Here is a 19342-nt window from a genome sequence, read left to right on the forward strand (position 1 = left end):
TGCCAGGCGCCCAACGGGCATAGGCACAGATCTCGCTGGCATCCTCGGTGCTCAGATTGAAGCCGCCTCCACCATGAGTGTGCACATCGATGAAGCCCGGCAGCACTATGGCATCCTCAGCCTCGATAACTAGGCCCGACTGCTCCCCTCCACCCACCTGCTCAATACGCCCATCGGCAACCGTCATGCTGCTGTCAGGCAGCTCGGCCAATGCATCGACGAGATGCGCTCCTTGAAAGGTGAATCTGCCCAAATACGTACTCCTTCACTGGTTCAGCGATTTGACACTGGTATTTCACACTGTGGAGTACTCCCAGGAGAAGAGAACTTTTCTACCTGCGACCACAGTATTATATAAAACGCGACCACACCTGCAACGAAAGGCATGTGTACGCGCTTGTACACTCCTGCCACTTGACGCACTGTCGCTCGCCGACAGAGGGCAACCAGGTGGCTATGTGATCTATACAACTATTCATTTATACCTCCAGGCACAAGAGTACCAGGAGATGAGCAACTTGGCAAGTCCATCCACCTGCTCTGGCTTCTGGAGAAAGCACGGCGCGTTCGTTAAGCAGTAGGGTGACGTCAGAGGCAATAGCAGCAGATCGAGGGGGAGCCAGTGACTGGCGTATGGAGGGCAGCAGCCCATCAGGAGAAGAGGGACCAGAGAGAGCAACAGGCTCGGACGTCGGGCAGGCGCCTGACTCATTACTGCCAGGGTAGAGACAAGACGAGCCTGCCCGCCCGACGTCCTCACTTCAGCGAGGAATGCGCTCCTCTGCAGAGGCAAGCAGAGGCATACCGCGCTGAATCAGCGGCTCACTGCGGAGGCCACCTGCTCGCCGGCGCGCTCGCCCAAGACCATCCCGGGCAGCATACCCAGAGCGCCCAGCCCCTCGATGGCCAGGGCTGGGGCCACTGCTCCCACAGGATGCAACTCGGGGACCATCTGCGGCGCAACCTCCAGGTCCACGGCCCAGGTGTAGGCCGGTTCCTGCTCCGCCAGCTCGGGCAGCCAGCGATAAGTCAGCTCCTTCAGCCGGCAATGATAATGGGCGTCATTGCGCGTTACCCCGGCGCGACCGTAGCGGCCACCGGTCACCGTGAGCCGTCCCTCGCCCGGCCTGTAGTCCGCATAAGTGTAGGGCAGGGCATCCCCAAAGATGGGGAAATCGGGTGGCAGCTCGGCACGGAAAGCCAGCGCATACAGGCGCGCAGTGGGGCGAGCGCCTGGACCCACGGCCAGGATCAGCCCCCGTGTCAGCAGCGTGCAGCCGTTAGCCAGATGCAGGCGCCAGCCACTTGCCCCACCGGGCAAAGGCGCCTCTTCGTAGGTGATCACCGGCGCATTGCCGCGCAATTCGACGCCAGCACGACGGGCGCGGCGCGCCAGGTGCGCCAACAGGGTCAGCGGGTGCACGCGCGCCTCATCCGGCAGCCAGAGGGCCGCATAGACAGTGCGCACATTGAGTCGGCCCCCAGTGGCTTCCGCTACCTGGGCCGGGGTCCACAGCTCAGCGCGCAGACCCATACGCAGGCGCAGATGGACCTCGCGCGCCAGGTTGCGCGCCCCGCTGATGGTCTCGGCCAGGCTCAGCGAGCCAGTCAGACGCAGGGAGAGCAGCGAATCGGGGAGAGCCGCCTCCCTGATCAGCGAGAAGAGCACTTCGGTCGTGGCAGGCCAGAGGGCAAGCGCTGGATGCCCCGCAGGCAGGGTCGTCAGGTCAGCATTAATGCCAACGCTTAAGATACCGGCATTGCGCCCACTCGTACCACACCCAATGAGCGCATTGCGCTCCAGCACCAGGACACGCGCGCCCGCACGGCGGGCGCTCAGGGCCGCGCTTAAGCCAGCAACACCGGCCCCAATCACTACGACATCCAGCGGTTGGGCGGGAGGGCCTTCATCAGCAATGTCCGGAAGGTGCAACTCTGCTCGGACCACAGGATCAAGGTCTTCCCACCAGGGGATAACAGACTGAGGAACAGGAGTGGTTGGCGGAACTACAGTCGTACGTCGATCAGGATCGGCTTCAGTCTGCGTTTCAACTCGCATAAAGCTCCTTTTCACAAGGGCAGTAGCGCGGCAGTACGTGACGAGATGCGCATCACCGTCCTCCCAAGGGCAAAGCAGCCCAGGCGAGACAACGACGGCGGCACGCTACAGCACGCCCTCTGAGGAGCAATGCGTCAGGAGCAACCAGGCTCATCCCGCAAGGGAGCCGGCTAGCGGAGGAGAAAAGCCGCGCGGCTCCTGGGCGATGGCGGTCCTGCACATCCCGGGCAGGCCACGCTACCACCTGACAACCATCCTATCTATGATTGATGATAAGAAGCTCTCCCCCGCTCTGTCAAGCCGGCACGGCCCGCGCAGCCTCCTGCTCAGCTCTTCCTTTCTCGTTGTACAGCTTGCACCTTTCTTATCGACCTATCTCGCTTGAGGAGATAGCCCGTTGCTGCAGCCGATCTGACGCATCGTGCCTGGCAGTTTCACCCCCTTCTGGGCTGGCGGTCTCGCGAAAGCCCATGGCATAGAGCCTGGCATAGAAGCCGTTACGGGCCAGTAGCTCCTCGTGCCTACCCTGCTCGACCACTTGACCTTGCTGGAGCACGACGATCAGGTCCGCATTTTTGATCGTCGAGAGGCGATGAGCAATCACTATGGCTGTACGTCCCTGCAGCAGGCGCTGGAGTCCTTGCTGGACGATCAGTTCGGTCACAGTGTCAATATTGGCCGTGGCTTCGTCCAGAATCAGGATGCGCGGATCAGCCAGCAGCGCCCGTGCAAAGGCGATCAGCTGCCGCTGGCCCATGCTCAGGTTGCGCCCGCGCTCACGAATGGGCGTCTCATAGCCCTGGGGCAGGCGCTCAACCAGCTCGTGCAAGCCCACGGCCCGCGCTGCCGCGATGACCTCTTCGTCACTGGCCGCCAGCCGACCGTAGCGGATGTTCTCCTTGACCGTCCCCGTAAAGAGAAAGGGGTCCTGCGGCACAACGCCGATCTGCCGGCGCAGCGAGTGCTGCGTGACCTCCCGTACATCATAGCCATCGATCAGGACAGCCCCCCCCTGGACATCGTAGAAGCGCGTGACCAGGCCAGCGATGGTCGTCTTGCCAGCCCCTGTCGGCCCGACAATCGCCACGGTCTGCCCAGGTTTGATGTGCAGGTTTAGCCCGCGCAGCACCCTATAGCGGGGCGTGTAGCCAAAGGTGACGTTGCGAAATTCAATCTCTCCCCGAATCGGTGGCAGCTCACGGGCCTCCGGCCTGTCTGTAATCTCCACTGGAATAGAGAGGATCTGATAGATGCGCTCGGCAGCCACGGCAGCTCGCTGGAGCTGAGTGTACTGCATGCTCAGCTCCCGAATGGGATCAAAGAAGCGGTTAATGTACAGCGTAAAAGCAACGAGCACACCAACCTGCAGGGCGCCATGAGCAACCTCCATGCCGCCGTAGACCACCACGAGGGCAATAGCAATTGCCGCTACGACTTCGACCAGGGGAAGTACGAGCGAAGAAATGCGGTTCGCCTCCAGGTTGGTATCGCGATTGTAGGCATTCAGCTCGTCGAATTCACTGCGATTGCGCCCTTCGCGCGCCAGACTCTGGATGACGCGCATGCCTGAAATATTCTCTTGCAGCGTGGCATTAACGAGCGAGATGGCCGCTCGCGTGCGTCGGAAGGAGCGCTCGGCATGACGCGACCAGAAGGCGGCGATAATGAACATGACCGGCAGCACGGCGAAGGAGAGCAGGGCCAGCCAGGCATTCATGGCAAGCATGGCTCCGATGATGCCTACGAGCGCTACCAGCGAGCCAAGCATGGAGAGCAGGCCGGAGCTGAGCATGCTCTCCAGCACGTCGATGTCGCTCTGCAGGCGCGACATGACGCGCCCAATCTGGGTGCGATCGTAAAAGCTCAGCGAGAGCTGCTGCAAATGCTTGAACATGTCGGAGCTGAGCAGATAGAGCACCTGCTGCCCCGCCCAGGACATGGTCCAGATCTGCCAGTATTGGGCCTGCCACATCACCACGTTGACAAGCAAGAGCAGTAGGCAGATCAGAGCCAGGCCCCCCAGGTCGGCGCGCGTAATGAAGTGGTCAATGGCCACCTCGATCAAATAGGGGTTGGCGAGATTGGTTGCAGTGTAGATGAGCATCAGCAGGATGCTCAGAATAGTCAGGCCCTTGTAGCGGGCAAGATAAGTCCCAAAGAGACGAATGGAGCGCCAGTCGAAGCGGCGTGTCTCGCTTTCGTCGGCGCTGGCCAGCGTATTCTCTTCCCATAGGAGACGTCGCCTCCGCTCCAGGTAGGCGCGACTGCTTTGGTGTCGCTCGGCTGACCGCTGTTGATCCTTCATCTCGTCCCTCCTCTCTGTTGACAACAGCTTTCTTGCGTCGCGGCCTGGAACGCTTTTTCCTGATCGATCTGAGCTGTGCTCGCCAGCTGGCCAGCCCGCTGATGGCGATAGCGCTCCTCAAATTCCTCCTGCTCACGCAGCTGCAGGTCGTAGAGGCGACGATAGAGACCGTTGCGCGCCAGCAGGCTTTCATGGGTGCCGCGCTCGACAATGCGCCCACGATCGAGAATGAGGATCTGATGGGCATGCTTGATGGTGCGCAGGCGCGAGGCTACCACGAAGGTCGTGCGTCCGCGCATCACTGCCTCCAGGGCTTGCTGAATCAGATATTCAGTCTCCATATCGACACTGGAGGTCGAGTCATCCAGGATGAGGATGCGCGGATTGAGGAGTAGGGTGCGCGCGATGGCAATACGCTGCTTCTGCCCCCCAGAGAGGGTCACGCCACGCTCGCCTACCCAGGTATCGTAGCCATTGGGCAGGCTGCAAATGAAGTCGTGAATGCGGGCAACCTTCGCAGCGGCGATGATCTGCTCCTCGCTGACCTCTTCGATGCCATAGGCAATGTTTTCGCGCAGCGTGGCATTGAAGAGAAAGACGTCTTGCAGAACCAGCCCTACCGAACGCCGCAAGGAGGCGAGGGTGATTTCACGCACGTCCTGGCCATCGATGGTGATGCGCCCCGCACTGACATCGTAGAAGCGCGGGAGCAGATGCAGCAGGGTACTCTTGCCAGCTCCGGTGGCTCCGAGAATGGCGGTGATCTCGCCTGGCCGGGCCTCGATCGAAATATCGTGCAGGACCTCCTGCCCACCAGCGTAGGCAAAGGAGACATGCTCGTAACGTACATGACCACGCACCTCCCGCAGCTCACGCGCTCCAGGCGCATCCGTAATGGCGGGAGGTGTGTCGAGAATCTCGAAGATGCGCTCCGCCGAAGAGATGCCTCGCATGAACCAGGTCACCATAAAGCCCAGGGTGCGCGTCGGCGCGCCCAGCACCAGGACATACTGGGTCACAGCTACCAGGGTGCCCAGACTGAGCCGATGCCCAATCACCGCTACGCCCCCTACCCAGACGAGCAGCACCGTGATCAGGTTGAGAACAAGCACCATCAAGGGCTGATTCCAGGCCGAGAGACGCATGGCTTCCAGATTCAGCTCGCGCAGCTTGCGATTCTGCCGATCGTATTTCTCGACCTCGAACGGCTCGCGGGCAAAGGATTTGACGACGCGCATGCCACTCAGGCTCTCTTGCATGATAGTGCCAAGTACGCCGTTCTCTTGCTGAACCTTCTCCCAGAGCGGGCGCAGTCGCTTGCCCACCTGGACGGCCAGCAACATTAAGAGGGGAACGCTGATGAGCGTAATAAGAGCGAGAAAGATGTCGAGCTGGAGCAGCAGAATGGCTACGGCGCCAAAGGTGACAATCGCGACCAGGGCACGCAGTAACCCCAAGGGGATAAAGTTGCGCACCCCTTCAATATCAACGGTCAGACGCGACATGAGCTGTCCCGTCTCGGCGTCGTCGTGGAAGGAGAAGTCGAGCCGCTGCAGATGATCGTAGACCTGGTTGCGCAGGTCATAGGCAACATGACAGGAGACAGCTTGCGAGAGATAGCTCTGGCCATAGGAAAAGAGGCCACGCAGCGCGCTGATGAGTAGAATAGCACCGGCGGCAAGCAAAAGACTGTGAAATTGCCCTCCGCGAATGCCTACGTCGATGACCCAGGCCAGCAACCAGGGCACCACAAGGGCCGCCACAGTGGCCAGGACCATCGAGATGACCGCGCCCAGGGAGGCAAGCCAGTAGGGCTTCAGAAGGCCAATGATCCGTTTGCAGATGCGCCAGTTGCTTCTCCACCATCCAATATCGATAAAAAAGAATGTTTTGGGCGTCGATTCGGCGACGATCGCTGACATGAGAAGTGTTCCTTTCTGGCAGGCGTCAACAGCAGCAGGTGAGGATTTCTATCGGACAGGCCCGCTAAGGGCCGCACCGCCTGATCAGGAGACTTGAGTGTTCTGTTCCTCCTGGAACAGTCTAGGCGCCTATAGCTGACAGCAAGGTGTCAGTCTTTTGCTCAATCGAGAAGGGGGGGCGAAATTCACCGTGCCTGGGAGAAGCCTGACGCTCTCAGCACTCGCTTAAATCCAGAAAAGCAGCATATAGAGCATGAAATGACTTAATTCTGCAGAGCGTTCCGTATTATCCCTTGTCTTTTCAGAAGGATCGTTCCATACTAGAAGTATGCAGAAGATAGAGCGCTTGCTGGCGATTACTCTGCTCCTGCAAGCACGCGGGAAGATGACGGCCCAACGCCTGGCGAGCATTCTGGGAGTCTCAGCACGCACCATCTATCGCGACATCGATGCCCTTTCGCTTGCGCACGTCCCCATTGCGATGGATTACGGCCCGGGCGGCGGCTACTATCTTGCAGACAACTATCATTTCGATGCGACCGTCTTTACGCGCGAGGAAGCGGTCTCGTTGGTGCTCGGTGTGGACATGGCCGGCAATTATAGCCTCTTTGCCGACGACGATGGCCTACACCGGGCCTTGTTTAAGCTGGAGGCCGCCCTGCCGGAGGAGTACCGCACCGATATTCAGGCGGCGCGCGAGCATATTTTGTTTGATACGACGGCCTGGGATGGCGATGGGACAACGGGCGCCTTTTTAGAAACTATTCGTCATGCGGTGCTGGCCGGGCGCCGTCTCGATCTGCTTTATCCTTGGACAACCCGCCAGGCCATGCCAGCACTGCGCTGGCTGCGGGTTGATCCCTATGGCCTGGTCTATAAGGGCCTGACCTCGCGTCAGATGCGCACCGGCGTCTGGTACCTGGTGGCCTTCTGCCACGCAAGTCAGCAGGTTGAGACCTTCCGCGTTGGCTATATTCAGGATCTGCGTGTTCGCCAGGAGCGGATTCAGCCACCACCGGATTTTGATTTGCAAACCTACTGGAAGGAGGCACGACGCCATCTGGCCGAGACGGAGCAGCCACTGGCGGTAACTTTGCGCGTTCAGGCAGCGGCACGCTATCGCTTACGCGGTAACTGTACGGTGCTGCGGGAAGAGGCCGATGGCAGTGTGCTGGTACGTGTGTCACAGGAGTCGCTACAGGAGGCCGTCGCTTACGTGCTCTCTCTTGGCAGCGAGGCCGTGGTGCTTAGTCCGGCGCGCCTGCGGGCGGCGGTGCTGACTACAGTAGAGCGTATTGCCGCGCTCTATCGCGAGGAGGTGAAGGACGCTTCGAATTTTTAGCTGCTCGACCGGCTGCGGCTCAGCTCCGTCTGCCTGGCAGGCCGCTTCCTTTCCGGCCTGTCAGGAGGGGGTGCCGGCTCGTACCTGTCCGCTGAGGGAAGCGCGCAAGAGAGGCTTGGAGCGCTGGAAATAGGTCTTGGCCGTGGCTTCGGGCATGCTGAGCGCCTGCCCAATCTCGGCAAAGCTCAACTGGGCTGTGTAGCGCAGCAGCACAACCGCCCGAAAACGGGGCGGCAAGCTGTGAATAGCCTCCAGGAGCAAGCGCTGGAGATCATGACGCTCGGCCAGCTCTTCGGGCAGGGGCCGCCCGTCCGCAATGCTCTCCACGGCAACAGGTAGCTCTTCCCCTTCCTCTCCCCCACTCTCTAGCTCGGAAAAGGTCACCGCCCGCTTCCTCCTTAGCTCGTCAAGACAGCGGTTGCGCGCGACTTGAAAGAGCCAGGGCTTGAGGGGAACCCCCAGATGGAGGCCAGGCAGCGATAGATAGAGCTGGAGCAGAACTTGCTGTAAAATATCACAAGCCTGATCGTAGTCGCCTAGAAAGTGACAAATGAAGCTGAAGAGCGGGCCACTGTAACGCTGGACAAGCGCTTCAAAGGCTTTCTCGTCTCCCTCCAGAGCACGCCGGGCCAGGTGCCCATCGCTTCCGCGCTTTCCTCGCCAGAGGCTCTCTTGTTGCTGATCTATTTGCATACGCCATTGCCTCGCTTTCGTTCTTCCTGCTAAACAGGGTAGCCTCTTCTGCCAGAGATGACAAGCGCCGCAGCAGCGGATAAGCTCCACTGTAGGTTTCTCTAAGCAGAAACTAACCTTTGCTGGCTCAGCTTATCCCCCTGGCCCGCTCCGCAGGAGGGCTACCCAGGGCTAGGAATGCTCGCCCTTCTCCTTCGCCTGCCCATCACGGCGCCCCGGCTCCTGTTCGGTGAGCAGCGCAGCTAGCTCCGGCAAACGCTGCTCTTCGAGGGCAATATCCGCCCCTGCTGGATAGGCTTTTAAGGCTGCCAGCAGGACGAGAGCCAGGGCCTCGTTGTCCAGCCGCAGCTGCTGCACTTCGCCCGCGTCACTCTCCCCGCCCCAGTAACGGAGATAGCCTAGCCGCTGCTCGTAGCGCTCCAATCGATCGAGCAGATGAATCAGGCTCCATTGCAGGGTAAGGCCGTCCCTCTTTGCCGCCTGCACCAGCCTGTGAAGGAGTGATAAGTTCATGTTCCCTCCTTTCTCTCTATTTCTTTGGCTGCTTCTCATTCATGAGAAAATCTTTTCTTTATGCAGTATATTCTTAATCAGCATCTGATGCAAGCAAGCAGACAGTACGAGCAGAGAGCGATCGGCCCGAGAAGAGCTTTCCAGTTGGGTGCACGCTCCAGAACTCCTAGCGATTGCAACTTTTCTCTCCGCTCCCACGTCTAACTCTAGCGGAAGGAGAAGAAGAACCTGAAAGGATCAAACCGACTCTCCTGGATACACCCATCTCCAGGCACCTTTCAGGTGGCTTATCGCTGGACCGCATGGAAGCGTCTAGCATTAGTTATTCATGCAGAACACGCAAATCGATCGCTCAGTCTTGAAGAGAAGTTGAAGAAGGAATGTTATGCTAGGGGTTGCTTTTCCTCGCCGCATCGCTGCTAACCGACAGCTTCGCCGCTTAAGCCGCCTGGGGATTGTCGCGGTGATTGGTCTGGTAGGGTTGGTTGACATGCTTTCTCTCTTTGTGCCCGCTCTGGCCGCCTGGGATATTCTTCCCAATGCCTGGCTGGGTGCGCTCCCGGTCTCCCATCCGCACGCCCATCCTTTGACGGCGGTGATAGGCTTCTTTCTGCTGATGCTTTCCTATGGTCTGGCGCGCGGCAAGCGCCAGGCCTGGCTGGTCACCCTGGTCTTGCTCTTGCTCTCGGCCTTATTGCTCCATCACCCTCATGGAGGCTTGTCGCTCCCTTCCCTCTTGGTGTTGGGATTGACCGCGCTCTTGGGTTGCTGCTCCCCACTCTTCCAGGCTCGTAGTGACCCTCCTTCGATCTTCCGCGGCTATCTGGCGCTGGCCTTGGGTTTGGGCATCGTCTTTTTCTATACTCTCGGCGGCTTCCTGACCCTCTACAGCGATTTCGAGCCGTTGATCGACCGCTGGGGTCTGGAAACGGTCCTTTTGGGACTGCTGAGCCGCGCTCATCTCCATTTCCCACGCGGGACGCCGGCTTTTCTGTTTGCGCGGGCACTTCCGCTGCTGTGCATGAGCGCCGTGGGCTACGGGATGCTGCAGCTTTTTCGACCGGTGGCGGCGGCGCTGCTCTCGCAAGCTGGTGAGCGTCAGCGTGTCGAGGAGCTGGTGCGCCTCTACGGGCAGAATTCGATTTCCTATCATTTGCTGGTCGGTGAGAAGTCCTTTTTCTTTGCGGATTCAGGCCGGGCGGTGATTGGCTTTGTGCTCCAGGGAACGACGGCGGTGGTAGCCGGTGATCCTGTGGGACCAGAGGCCGAGTTGCCTGAGCTGATCCGGCAGTTCTTGGCTTTCTGCGAACGCCAGGATTGGACGCCGGTCTTCTGGCAGGTGCGAGCCGAGCTGGCCCCTTATTATCGCGCCGCCGGTCTGCATTTGTTGAAGATCGGTGAGGATGCGATCGTTGAGCTGCCCTCCTTTTCGCTTCAGGGTGGCGCGATGGCCAATCTGCGGACGAGTGCGCGCCGCGCTGAAAAGGCCGGGTTGACGGTGGTCTTCTACGAGGGACGTGTGACTTCCTCTGAGCATGTGGCTCAAATGGTCCGGATCTCCCGCGAGTGGCTCCAGCGGAAAGGCGGCACGGAGATGGGCTTTAGCATGAGCCGTTTCCATCCTTTCGAGACGTCCCCTCAGCTCTATGCCGTGGCCGTCGATCAAGAGGAGGCTGTCCAGGCTTTTGTCTCTTTTGTGCCGATCTATGGACGCCGTGGCTGGGCTTTGGATCTGATGCGCCGCTCTTCTCAAGCGGTCCCTGGCACTATGGAACTGCTCCTGACGCGCTCGCTCTTTTTCCTGAAGGAGCAGGGGGCAGAGGTTGTTAGCCTGGGACTGGCCCCCTTAAGCAACTGCAATCAGGAGGAGGATGAGACGCTGCTGGCAGCGAGCATCAGTTTCCTGAAAGGGCGCCTCTCTGGCCTGACCGGTGGTCCCTCACTCCTGGCTTTTAAGAAGAAGTTCCAACCTCGCTGGGAGAGTCGCTATCTGGTCTATCCAGAGACGCTGAGTCTGCCCAAGGTCGGTCTGGCACTCTACCGCGTCCATCAGCACGATGGCTCGCTGATGCTGGCTCTTCTGCGCTCGTTGCGCCCACTCCTGCGCCCGCAAGGAGTGCCAGCTCTGAAACGCGGCAGCGCTTGAGCGTCCGCCTGCGCTGGCTGGCCTCCCTCTCGGGAGGTCAGTTCTGGCAGGAAGGGAACGCAAGCAGCATAGGGACCCAGAGAAAGTAGCTGGTTGAGGAGAGGCTCCAACGTTCGTCACCCCTCAACCAGCTCACTGCTGCCAGGTGATGGGCCCGCGCCGGTCACTCCGAGGATGGCGAGCCAGGCGTAGGCGTTGTTTGCTGCTCTTGTGACAACGCTTGCTTGTGCTCTTCCGCCTCCGCCTCCAATACCTGTTGTAGCTGCTGATCATGTATCCTGGCCCTCTCTTCAAGGGCCGCCAGCCAGCGAAAGAAGAGAGGGGTCATGACGATCAGGTCAACGAGGCCCGGCACGAGCAACATGGCCCCGGCAGCCTCCTGGTCGCTGAGCGGGGCCATGAGCGGATGCGGCTGCCAGGCATAGATGGGGTAGAAGATGGTCCCCGAGAAGACCAGCAGGAAGGCAAAGATGTCAATCGGTTGCCCATCGAGAAAGGCGTAGAGCATCTGGGCCGGGTAGCTGAGACGCTGCTTTTCGTCTACGGGACCGAGCAGCGGCCACCAGTTGAGGCAGGCTAGCGGCAGGAGGATCACCAGGGCGAGATCATAGAGCAGAGCTTGCTCGCTGATCGCGAGGTAGAGCGGCGGCAGATGCCAGAGAAGGAAGAAGCCGTTATAGAGGATAGAGGCAGGGAAGGGACGTGTCAGCCAGCAAAGCAGAGCAGACCAACGGCTCTGCTCCCGACCCTCTCCCGCCCGGAGCTGCCTGGCCAGGGCAGTCGGCAGCGCGAGCAAGAGGAGAGGGGCACAGATGGTGCTCAGGACGATCACCTGCAGCATATGCATGAGAAAGAGCTGGTTCCGGGCCAGGCGATCGATGGAAGTCGCCAGGACCACGAGCATGGCGACAATGGCGATGAGGAAGGCCAGCAGGCGCCAGCGCGCCTGGCCGGGGCGCTCTTCAGGTGGGGGTTGGGGCTGCCGCAGCTCTCGCCAGAGAGGTGGCAGGTAACCCAGGCAGAGCAGCAGCGCCACAACGAGCGCGGGCAGGTTGACCAGGTCGAGCAGGGGAATGATCGCTTGCATAAGCTGTCTCTCCGTGCGGTAAGGCTGTAAGATAGAATACGCTGTTCTCTACCAGAGACTATAGCGCATCCTGGTCAGAGAGAGCGTATGCCCCCTCTTCCCTGTTAGCGCCGTTCTCATTCGCTATCGGTCGCAGGGGAAAGGAGGAGGAGCGACAAACAACTGGTCAACAGAGAGAAGCCTGGAGGTACTGCTAAGCGATGTCCGCTGCGTCCTGGAGCGAATTTGAGTTGATTGCCCGTCTGACTGCCGGTCTACCCTCGGGCGAGGAGGTGGTCGTTGGTGTTGGAGACGATTGCGCCGTCCTCGATCTTGGCGGCCCGCGCCTCTTGTTGTTGACCTGCGATAGCCAGGTCGAGGGAGTGCATTTTACGCTGCGCACCTCCTCGCCGGAGGAGGTTGGGCGGAAGGCCCTGGCCATCAATCTCAGCGATATCGCGGCAATGGGTGGTGAGCCGCGTTACGCCCTGGTCTCTCTGCATGTGCCGCGCCACTGCTCGCTGGCGGTCCTGGAGGGCCTCTATGCCGGCCTGCGCCAGGAGGCGACTGCCGCCCAGACCTTGATTGTCGGTGGCAACGTCAGCGGCACCGGGGCCGCGGAGACGCTGGCGATCGATATCACTTTGCTTGGAGAGAGCGAGCGCGGGCGGGTACTGACGCGCTCCGGCGCCCGCGTTGGCGATATCATCTTCGTGACTGGTTCGCCAGGGGATTCGGCGGCTGGCCTCTACTCGCTGTTTGAGCCGGACCATCCTTATCCTCCGACAGCCTGCGAGCGGCTGCGCGCCGCCCATCGCGTGCCAAAACCTCGACTGGCCGAGGGACGTCTGTTGAGTCAGTTTGGCCCCCAGATTGTGACGGCCCTCATTGATGTGAGCGATGGTCTGAGTGGCGATCTGGGCCATCTTTGTGAGCGCAGCGGCGTGGGAGCCTGCATCGAGGTAGCGCGCCTGCCCATCTCAGCGGAGCTGCAAGCTCTGGCCGCGACCCTGGGACGGGACCCGCTCGCCTGGGTACTGCATGGCGGCGAGGACTATGAGCTGCTCTTTACGGTCGCGCCTGGCTACGAGGAGGCTGTCCAGGCTCGCTTCGCCGCGGCGGGCGCGGCTCCCATCACCCCCATCGGCCAGGTTACGGAGGCAGCGAGCGGCCTCCGCCTGCGCTGGCCGGATGGGCGCGAGGAGCCGCTGCCAGTGCAGAGCTGGGATCACTTCGCCTCACCCGGCCAGCACTAGCCAGGTCGCTTCCCCGTTCAGGCCCTCCGCAGCCCGCGCTGTCCTGACCTGACCTGCTCGGCGATAGCCCGCGCGGCAGCGGTGATGTCCTCAGCGGCGACAACGGCAGTGATCACGGCGACGCCACAGGCGCCCGCCGCTATGACCTCTGGAGTGTTGGCTGCCGTGATTCCGCCAATGGCAACCAGGGGCACTCGATAGCGGGCGCTGATCGCTCGCAGCAGCTCGGGGCCAGTGGCCGGGCCGGCATCAGCCTTGCCGCGCGTTGCATAGATCGGACCCACGCCCAGATAGTCCGCTCCTCCCGCTACCGCTTGCGCAGCCTCTTCTAGATTGCCCGCCGAGACACCGAGGATGCGCCCAGGGCCGAGCAACTTGCGCGCCAGGGCGGCAGGCATGTCATCCTGCCCCACATGAGCGCCGTCGGCATCGACCGCCAGAGCCACATCAACACGGTCGTTGACAATCAGCAAGGCCCCGTGACGACGGGTTAGCTCGCGCAGCGCCAGGCCCTCCTCAACCAGAGTGTGGGTGGTTGCCTGTTTATCGCGCAGTTGGATAATCGTGGCCCCACCAGCCAGGGCCGCCGCGACCACGGTCAGCATGTCACGCCCCCGCGACCACTGGCGATCGGTCAGGACATGCAAGGCGAGGCGCGGAATCAGCGCTTCGCGCGCCCAGCCACAGGGCAATAGCTCCGTCATCAGGCGATCACCATCACTTTCTGTCCACGACGGATGGCCTCCTCGTCAAGAGCGGCGACGGCATCGATCAGGTGGGAGCGGAAGGTACCCGGGCCAGCAGCCTGCTGAGCGGCCAGCTCACCAGCCAGACCCAGGGCGACAAGAGCAGCGATACTGGCTTTCCAGGCATCCGCTTCGACGGCAAGAAAGGCCGCCACCAATGTGGTGGCCATGCAGCCGCTGCCGGTAATGCTGGCAAGCCAGGGATGACCATTCTCGACGTAGGCCAGGCGCCGACCATCGCTAATGACGTCGCGCGCCCCAGTGATCGTTACACAGCAGCCGAACTGGCGCGCCGCCCGCTGGGCGACGCTTTCCCGCTCCTCGGACAACGAGATCGACTCGACACCGCGCGTTTCGCCCTCCACACCGAGCAAGGCCCCGATCTCGGAGGCGTTGCCGCGTAGAGCCGTGATCTGCAGATCCCGCAGCAGGCGCAGGGCGCTCTCGGTGCGCAGGCGCGTGGCTCCAGCCCCAACGGGATCAAGGACAATGGGGATCTGACGCTCGTTGGCCCGCCGGCCAGCCAGGAGCATGGCCTCGATCTGCCCCGGGGTGAGGGTGCCGATGTTGAGCACCAGAGCGCTGGCAAGATTGACCATCTCTTCCACTTCTTCACGCGCATGGGCCATCACTGGCAAGGCTCCGATGGCCAGCGTGATGTTGGCGGTGTCGTTCATCACGACCATGTTGGTGATATGATGCACCAGAGGCTTACGGGTCCGAATGATCCCCACCAGGGATGCCAGCGCTTCAAGCTCCTGCGCCCCAGGACCTTTAGCTTCTTGCCGCTGCATCAGCGTACCTCTTCTTTCTTGCTTCGCTTCCACTGCCAGAAATGTTCGGTAGGTCCATGACCGCGACCCAGACCCGGGGCCCGCCGAATGGCCTCGGTCACGTAGCGCTTGGCCTCGGCCACGGCCTCAGCCACGGAGAGGCCCCGCGCCAGGAAGGCGGCAAGGGCCGCCGAGAAGGTGCAGCCGGTGCCGTGGGTATGGCGCGTCTCGATGCGCTCGGCGCGCAATTCGCTGAAGCCGGTCCCGTCAAAATAGACGTCGATCGGGGCATCGAGGCGATGACCGCCTTTGACAACCACATGGCGCGCACCGAGATCGTGAATAGCTCGGGCCGCCTCGCGCATCTCCTCCAGCGTCTCGATGTGCCGCCCAGTGAGCATCTCGGCCTCCGGCAGATTGGGCGTCACGACCTCCGCCAGAGGTAGCAGGACACCGCGCAGGGCCGCAACGGCCTCGGGCTGCAGTAGCGGGTCCCCGCTTTTGGCCGCCATGACAGGATCAACAACCAGACGCAGTTTCCAGCGAGCGACGCTGCGGGCGACGACTTCAATAATGGGGGCCGTCGCCAGCATGCCAGTCTTGGCAGCGTCGGCGCCGATGTCCTCGAGCACAGCATCGATCTGGGCCTCCACCAGCTCCGGCGGCAGTTCGAAGGCAGCCCGCACTCCTAACGTGTTCTGGGCTGTGATGGCCGTGATGGCCGAGAGACCATAGACCTCCAGGGCGGCGAAGGTCTTGAGGTCAGCCTGAATGCCAGCCCCAGCGGAGGAATCCGAGCCGGCAATGGTCAACGCCCGCGGGTGTCGTTGCTCTTCGCTCATAATCTCCCTCGTGCTTCTTGTGTCTTGACCATGCTTCCATACTCCGACGGCCCTCTCTGCCGTTGGCACGGCTCTCAGGCTGGCCACTGCTCTTGTCGCCAGGCCATTTCCCAGAAGAGCCATTCATAGCAGGTGCTGATGCGAAAGATCTCGTAGAGACGGGCCAGGGCCTCTGCTGGCAGGCGCTCAGCGTGGAGGTCCAGGCGCTCGCGCAGCCAGCGCCCCACGGCATCGAATTCGGGATCGGCATAGGTGCGCAGCCAATCGGCATAGGGATGCTCAGGAGCCGGCGGCTTGTTGCCCGTGAGATGGGTGCCCACCTCGGCATAGATCCAGGCACAGGGCAGCATAGAGGTGATGATCTCGGGGAGGGTCCCGCTGGTGGCGACGGTCAGCAGATGACGGGTGTAGGCGTAGTTGGTGGGAGCCATCGGCGTGGCCGCCATCTGCTCAGGCGTCAAGCCAAAACGCTCGCCGTAACGGCGGTGCAGCTCCTGCTCGACGACGAGGGTGTTGAGCAGCAGGCGGCCAAACTGCTCGATCTCGGCGTGATCCTCGCTCCGAGTGGCAGCAAAGGCAAAGCATTTGGCCAGCACGTCGAGAAAGAGAGCATCTTGCCGGATATAAAACTCGAAATTGGCGCGCGGCAGGGAACCATCGCCGAGGGCGACCACAAAAGGATGTTGCAGCTGGCGCTGCCACAGAGGGAGAACACTCTCACGCAAACGCGCGGAGAGACCGCTCCCCGCAGGCATAGCGGTGGTTTCAGCAGCAGACATGATGACCTGACCTCCACAAAGCGGATCGATCAAGCACGGGGAGAGCGTTCAGGCCAGGAATCGCCGATTGCGGGATGAATGAAGGGGAAGCAGAAAACCATGACAGCTGCTGCCAGGGCCACAGTTTTCTCAATCACCCGCGTTCCCTTCGCTGGCATTACCCAGATCAGGTCAGTTCAGGGTCCCCCACACACTCCGGTGGTGTTCTCAGCCTGGCTGCACCAAGCTCCCCTAGCGAGTACAGATGCGTCTCAGACCGGCGATCGCCCGCACCAGGCGCACTCTCAGCCTCCGCCTTTTGCGCCCGGGCCTTCCTCTTGCTGGCAGATCGCGACCGACCAGGTTTTTCGCTGCTGAAGGCAGGAGGAACAAACAGCTGATCGCAGCAGCAAGCACCGATCGCCTTGACGCTTCTTCCACCGCCAATTATAGCCAAGCCGCAGTGAAAGTGCAATGCCGCCGTCTGGTGGCAGTGGCCTCGGTTGCCAGCTGACCCACTATGATGACGTCAGCGACCTGGGTGCGCTCTCCGCTTGCCGCTGCCGCCAATCGACCTCGTTGACACAGCCGCCTTTGATGGCCACTGTGCCCACCGCCTGGCCCTCGAGGTTCCACAGGGTATAGATGCCGGCAGGCAAAGCCGCAAAGACGGCAGCGAAGAGCTGCTTGCCATTAAAGTGCCGCTCCAATACCGCTGTGTGGGTACGCCGCTGCGGCTCCTGCACGGGACTCACCTCGATCTCTTTGCCGCGCAGCTCGGGGCCGGTATAGAGGACCAGGGCCCCGACTTCGCCGCCAATTTCCAGAACCACGGGCTCGCTGTGAATACGCTCAAAAAAAGACTGACTTTCCTCCATCTCTTCTCTCCATCCCTCCCATCATTCTTGCTGTGGTGGGCCTGTCACCAGTTACTGCGCTGGCAGTGCTGCACGGTAGACCAGCAGGACAAGCCGGACCCCTGACCCGGCTGGGCCATGAGGACAGTCTGACTATTGGCACTGGAGAAGATGGGCGGCCAGCCACGCTCGGCGCCCGGCAGGCTGACCGGGACCCCTCCCGGGCTGGGCCGCCCGCCCTGGCCTTCAGCTCGCCGGAACATCAAAGCCACTCTTGGGGGTGGCTAAGTAAGGAAAGTGCTTGAGGTAGTTGGTGCGCGGGGGAACGCCTCCAGTGAGCTTGGAGACGGCAGCATCGGGCGTGTAGTTGTGATCGATGAGTGGATAGGTGGCCCCCGCCACGGCTCGCAGCTCAATGGTCACCACGTCGTCGAAGACGCGCCGCCCATTGGGGAAACCAGCCAGGTCGCCGCCGAGAATACCGAAGATGTTCGGCTTGCTGGCGGGCGGAATGGCCACATTCAGCCGTAGCAGGTCAGCGGGCTTCGAGCCGGTGAAGTTCTGGAAGCCGTCAATGAGGCCGGCAGGAATGCCTGTGAGCAGAATGGCTACCAGGTCGGCACGCGGCGCCGTCAGCGCCTGCAGGTGAGGGAAGACGCCAGGATAGAGGACGGGCAGCAGCCGCGCCACTTCGGGATGCTCAACATATTTGACAAAGGCAGCGTCATCTTTGGGAGCCAGGCGATTCCAGAGGTTTTTCTTGCCTAGTGGCACAATGACCTCGTTAAAGAGAGGATTGCCCAGGCGCGAGACCTGCACCCAGGGACCCGTATGGGCCGGCTCCTGCCCGCTGTCGTGCAGGGTCACCTTCTGGCGACTGGCCGAGGCCCAGACCCCAATGACCGAGCGCGGGTTTTTATGATCGGCGGCAGCATAGCGCTCACGTGTCAGGCTGGATTTGGGGACCTGCAGAGCGATGCTGTGCACATTCAGATCTTTGGTAGCATCGACCCCCGGCTGCGGAGGTCGTGGGAAGAGGTGCAGATTCTGTAACGGGCGAATGTCGAGCAAATCGAAAATAGCGCCCAGGTCGACATAGAAGCCTTCGTTGCGCTGACCAGCGAAGACCTGACCCCCACCCGGCAACTGATGAATAGCCGCTTTAGCCAGCTCTTCATAGTTGGGAGTCGAGAGCGGCCCGATGTTGCAGGGCGGACAAGCCAGGTGCCGCCCCAGCACTTTGGTGGTGCCGTCCTCTTCGATGCGCGTCACCGTGTAGAACTGGCGCCGATTCCAGTTGGGGCTGTCGAGCGCAGTGATCGGCCCCGTATTGTAAAGAAAGGTATCGGGATTGCGTACTTCCGTCTCAAAGCGAAATTGATAGGTGATATCGGCCAGAGCGTCACCATCGTTGTCAATGTGAATTTCGTAGAGGACGTCGTCGCCAAATTCGTAAAAGTTGGGGCCTCCGGCTGGCTCCTGAAGCGGAATGTAGTTGGCGATCAGCGTGACCGTCTCTGGCCTGTCTGGGCTGACAAAGGCGTAGACGTCAGTATTGTCAGCGACCGGATCTTTGGCAATCTCTGGGGCTTCGCGATGCGATGACATTGACCTTACCTCTCCTTCCCCTGCCACATGCAGGCAATAATCATGGTTGCGCGGCCCTCTTGAGGAGATGGGCGACCAGATGCGGATCACGATAGGTGATCTCACGTGTACCGGTCAGGATGCTCACCTCTCCCGTGCTCCGCTGGCGCACATGCAGCACCAGCGGCTCGTCGTTCTCTGAGGCAGAGGCCAGGTCGGAACCTGCTGCCCGGCCTGCATTTACTACACCGGCTGCTGCTGGCTGCGCTTCGACCGGCTGCGCCACAGCAAAGGCCCCAACCAGAGCGCTTCCGGTGGCCACGCCAACGGAGGTCCGCTTGAGAAAACTGCGCCTTGTCATTCGCGGCATGGTTATCTCCTCACTTTGCCTTGCTGGTTTGTTCGGTTCGACACCGCTGAGCGCCTGCCCCTCATGACTTGCTGCCGTCATGAGGAGCAGGTAACAGCTCATACATA

At 61.2% G+C, this 19342-nt stretch carries 16 protein-coding genes and 1 pseudogene; 3 read left to right on the forward strand and 14 right to left on the reverse strand.

From position 1 onward, the window contains the following. From BGC09_RS05880 to BGC09_RS05895, 4 genes and pseudogenes are all read right to left on the reverse strand, one after another. A pseudogene (locus tag BGC09_RS05880) lies at positions 1-253 on the reverse strand (N-acetylglucosamine-6-phosphate deacetylase); the annotation flags it as partial. Between the two features lie 561 nt (positions 254-814). Then, positions 815-2059, reverse strand: a complete 1245-nt coding sequence (locus BGC09_RS05885) for an NAD(P)/FAD-dependent oxidoreductase (RefSeq protein ID WP_069802967.1) — start codon at positions 2057-2059, stop codon at positions 815-817. 364 nt (positions 2060-2423) lie between these two features. Next, positions 2424-4364 carry an ABC transporter ATP-binding protein gene (locus tag BGC09_RS05890; RefSeq protein ID WP_069802968.1) on the reverse strand — a complete coding sequence of 647 codons (1941 nt, stop codon included), beginning with the start codon at positions 4362-4364 and terminating at the stop codon, positions 2424-2426. After that, positions 4361-6286, reverse strand: a complete 1926-nt coding sequence (locus BGC09_RS05895) for an ABC transporter ATP-binding protein (RefSeq protein ID WP_069802969.1) — start codon at positions 6284-6286, stop codon at positions 4361-4363. The genes BGC09_RS05890 and BGC09_RS05895 overlap by 4 nt, the downstream gene beginning before the upstream one ends. Positions 6287-6614: 328 nt before the next feature. On the opposite strand from BGC09_RS05895, the gene BGC09_RS05900 reads away from it, so the two are divergent. Then, entirely contained in the window at positions 6615-7628 is a 1014-nt protein-coding gene (locus BGC09_RS05900) for a helix-turn-helix transcriptional regulator (RefSeq protein ID WP_069802970.1), read from the forward strand. Positions 7629-7688: 60 nt separating this feature from the next. Here the strand turns inward: BGC09_RS05900 and BGC09_RS05905 are convergent, their stop codons facing one another. Continuing rightward, the gene (locus tag BGC09_RS05905; RefSeq protein ID WP_069802971.1) at positions 7689-8321 is read right to left on the reverse strand and encodes an RNA polymerase sigma factor; all 633 of its coding nucleotides are present in this window, start codon (positions 8319-8321) and stop codon (positions 7689-7691) included. A 171-nt stretch (positions 8322-8492) separates the two neighbouring features. Then, positions 8493-8834 carry a hypothetical protein gene (locus BGC09_RS05910; protein ID WP_069802972.1) on the reverse strand — a complete coding sequence of 114 codons (342 nt, stop codon included), beginning with the start codon at positions 8832-8834 and terminating at the stop codon, positions 8493-8495. A 385-nt stretch (positions 8835-9219) separates the two neighbouring features. Between BGC09_RS05910 and BGC09_RS05915 the strand changes: the two genes are divergently transcribed. Continuing rightward, the gene (locus tag BGC09_RS05915; RefSeq protein WP_069802973.1) at positions 9220-10980 is read left to right on the forward strand and encodes a bifunctional lysylphosphatidylglycerol flippase/synthetase MprF; all 1761 of its coding nucleotides are present in this window, start codon (positions 9220-9222) and stop codon (positions 10978-10980) included. A 163-nt stretch (positions 10981-11143) separates the two neighbouring features. On the opposite strand, the gene BGC09_RS05920 is transcribed toward BGC09_RS05915, so the two are convergent. Next, positions 11144-12067, reverse strand: a complete 924-nt coding sequence (locus tag BGC09_RS05920; RefSeq protein WP_069802974.1) for a cytochrome c oxidase assembly protein — start codon at positions 12065-12067, stop codon at positions 11144-11146. Between the two features lie 200 nt (positions 12068-12267). Here BGC09_RS05920 and thiL point away from each other — a divergent pair, with 200 nt between their 5' ends. Beyond that, positions 12268-13302: a thiamine-phosphate kinase gene (gene thiL, locus BGC09_RS05925; protein WP_069802975.1), complete on the forward strand. Its 1035-nt coding sequence runs from the start codon at positions 12268-12270 to the stop codon at positions 13300-13302. Between the two features lie 17 nt (positions 13303-13319). Here the strand turns inward: thiL and thiE are convergent, their stop codons facing one another. The 7 genes from thiE to BGC09_RS22780 form a co-directional block, all read right to left on the reverse strand. Further along, a complete protein-coding gene (thiE, locus tag BGC09_RS05930; RefSeq protein WP_069802976.1) occupies positions 13320-14006 on the reverse strand; it encodes a thiamine phosphate synthase in 687 nt (228 codons plus the stop codon). Continuing rightward, complete coding sequence (thiM, locus tag BGC09_RS05935; RefSeq protein WP_069802977.1) at positions 14006-14842, reverse strand: hydroxyethylthiazole kinase; 837 nt, start codon at positions 14840-14842, stop codon at positions 14006-14008. The genes thiE and thiM overlap by 1 nt, the downstream gene beginning before the upstream one ends. Further along, a complete protein-coding gene (gene thiD, locus BGC09_RS05940) occupies positions 14842-15663 on the reverse strand; it encodes a bifunctional hydroxymethylpyrimidine kinase/phosphomethylpyrimidine kinase (protein WP_069802978.1) in 822 nt (273 codons plus the stop codon). The genes thiM and thiD overlap by 1 nt, the downstream gene beginning before the upstream one ends. A gap of 74 nt (positions 15664-15737) precedes the next feature. After that, positions 15738-16442, reverse strand: coding sequence for a thiaminase II (gene tenA, locus BGC09_RS05945; RefSeq protein WP_069802979.1), 705 nt, complete (start codon positions 16440-16442; stop codon positions 15738-15740). A gap of 497 nt (positions 16443-16939) precedes the next feature. After that, the gene (locus tag BGC09_RS05950; RefSeq protein WP_069802980.1) at positions 16940-17299 is read right to left on the reverse strand and encodes a hypothetical protein; all 360 of its coding nucleotides are present in this window, start codon (positions 17297-17299) and stop codon (positions 16940-16942) included. Positions 17300-17524: 225 nt separating this feature from the next. Next, positions 17525-18886, reverse strand: coding sequence for a DUF4331 domain-containing protein (locus BGC09_RS05960; RefSeq protein WP_069802982.1), 1362 nt, complete (start codon positions 18884-18886; stop codon positions 17525-17527). 40 nt (positions 18887-18926) lie between these two features. Beyond that, on the reverse strand, positions 18927-19235 hold the full coding sequence (locus tag BGC09_RS22780; RefSeq protein ID WP_176728854.1) for a twin-arginine translocation signal domain-containing protein: 309 nt from the start codon (positions 19233-19235) through the stop codon (positions 18927-18929). Positions 19236-19342: the final 107 nt, after the last annotated feature.

Source organism: Thermogemmatispora onikobensis, from assembly GCF_001748285.1.
Lineage (GTDB): Bacteria > Chloroflexota > Ktedonobacteria > Ktedonobacterales > Ktedonobacteraceae > Thermogemmatispora > Thermogemmatispora onikobensis.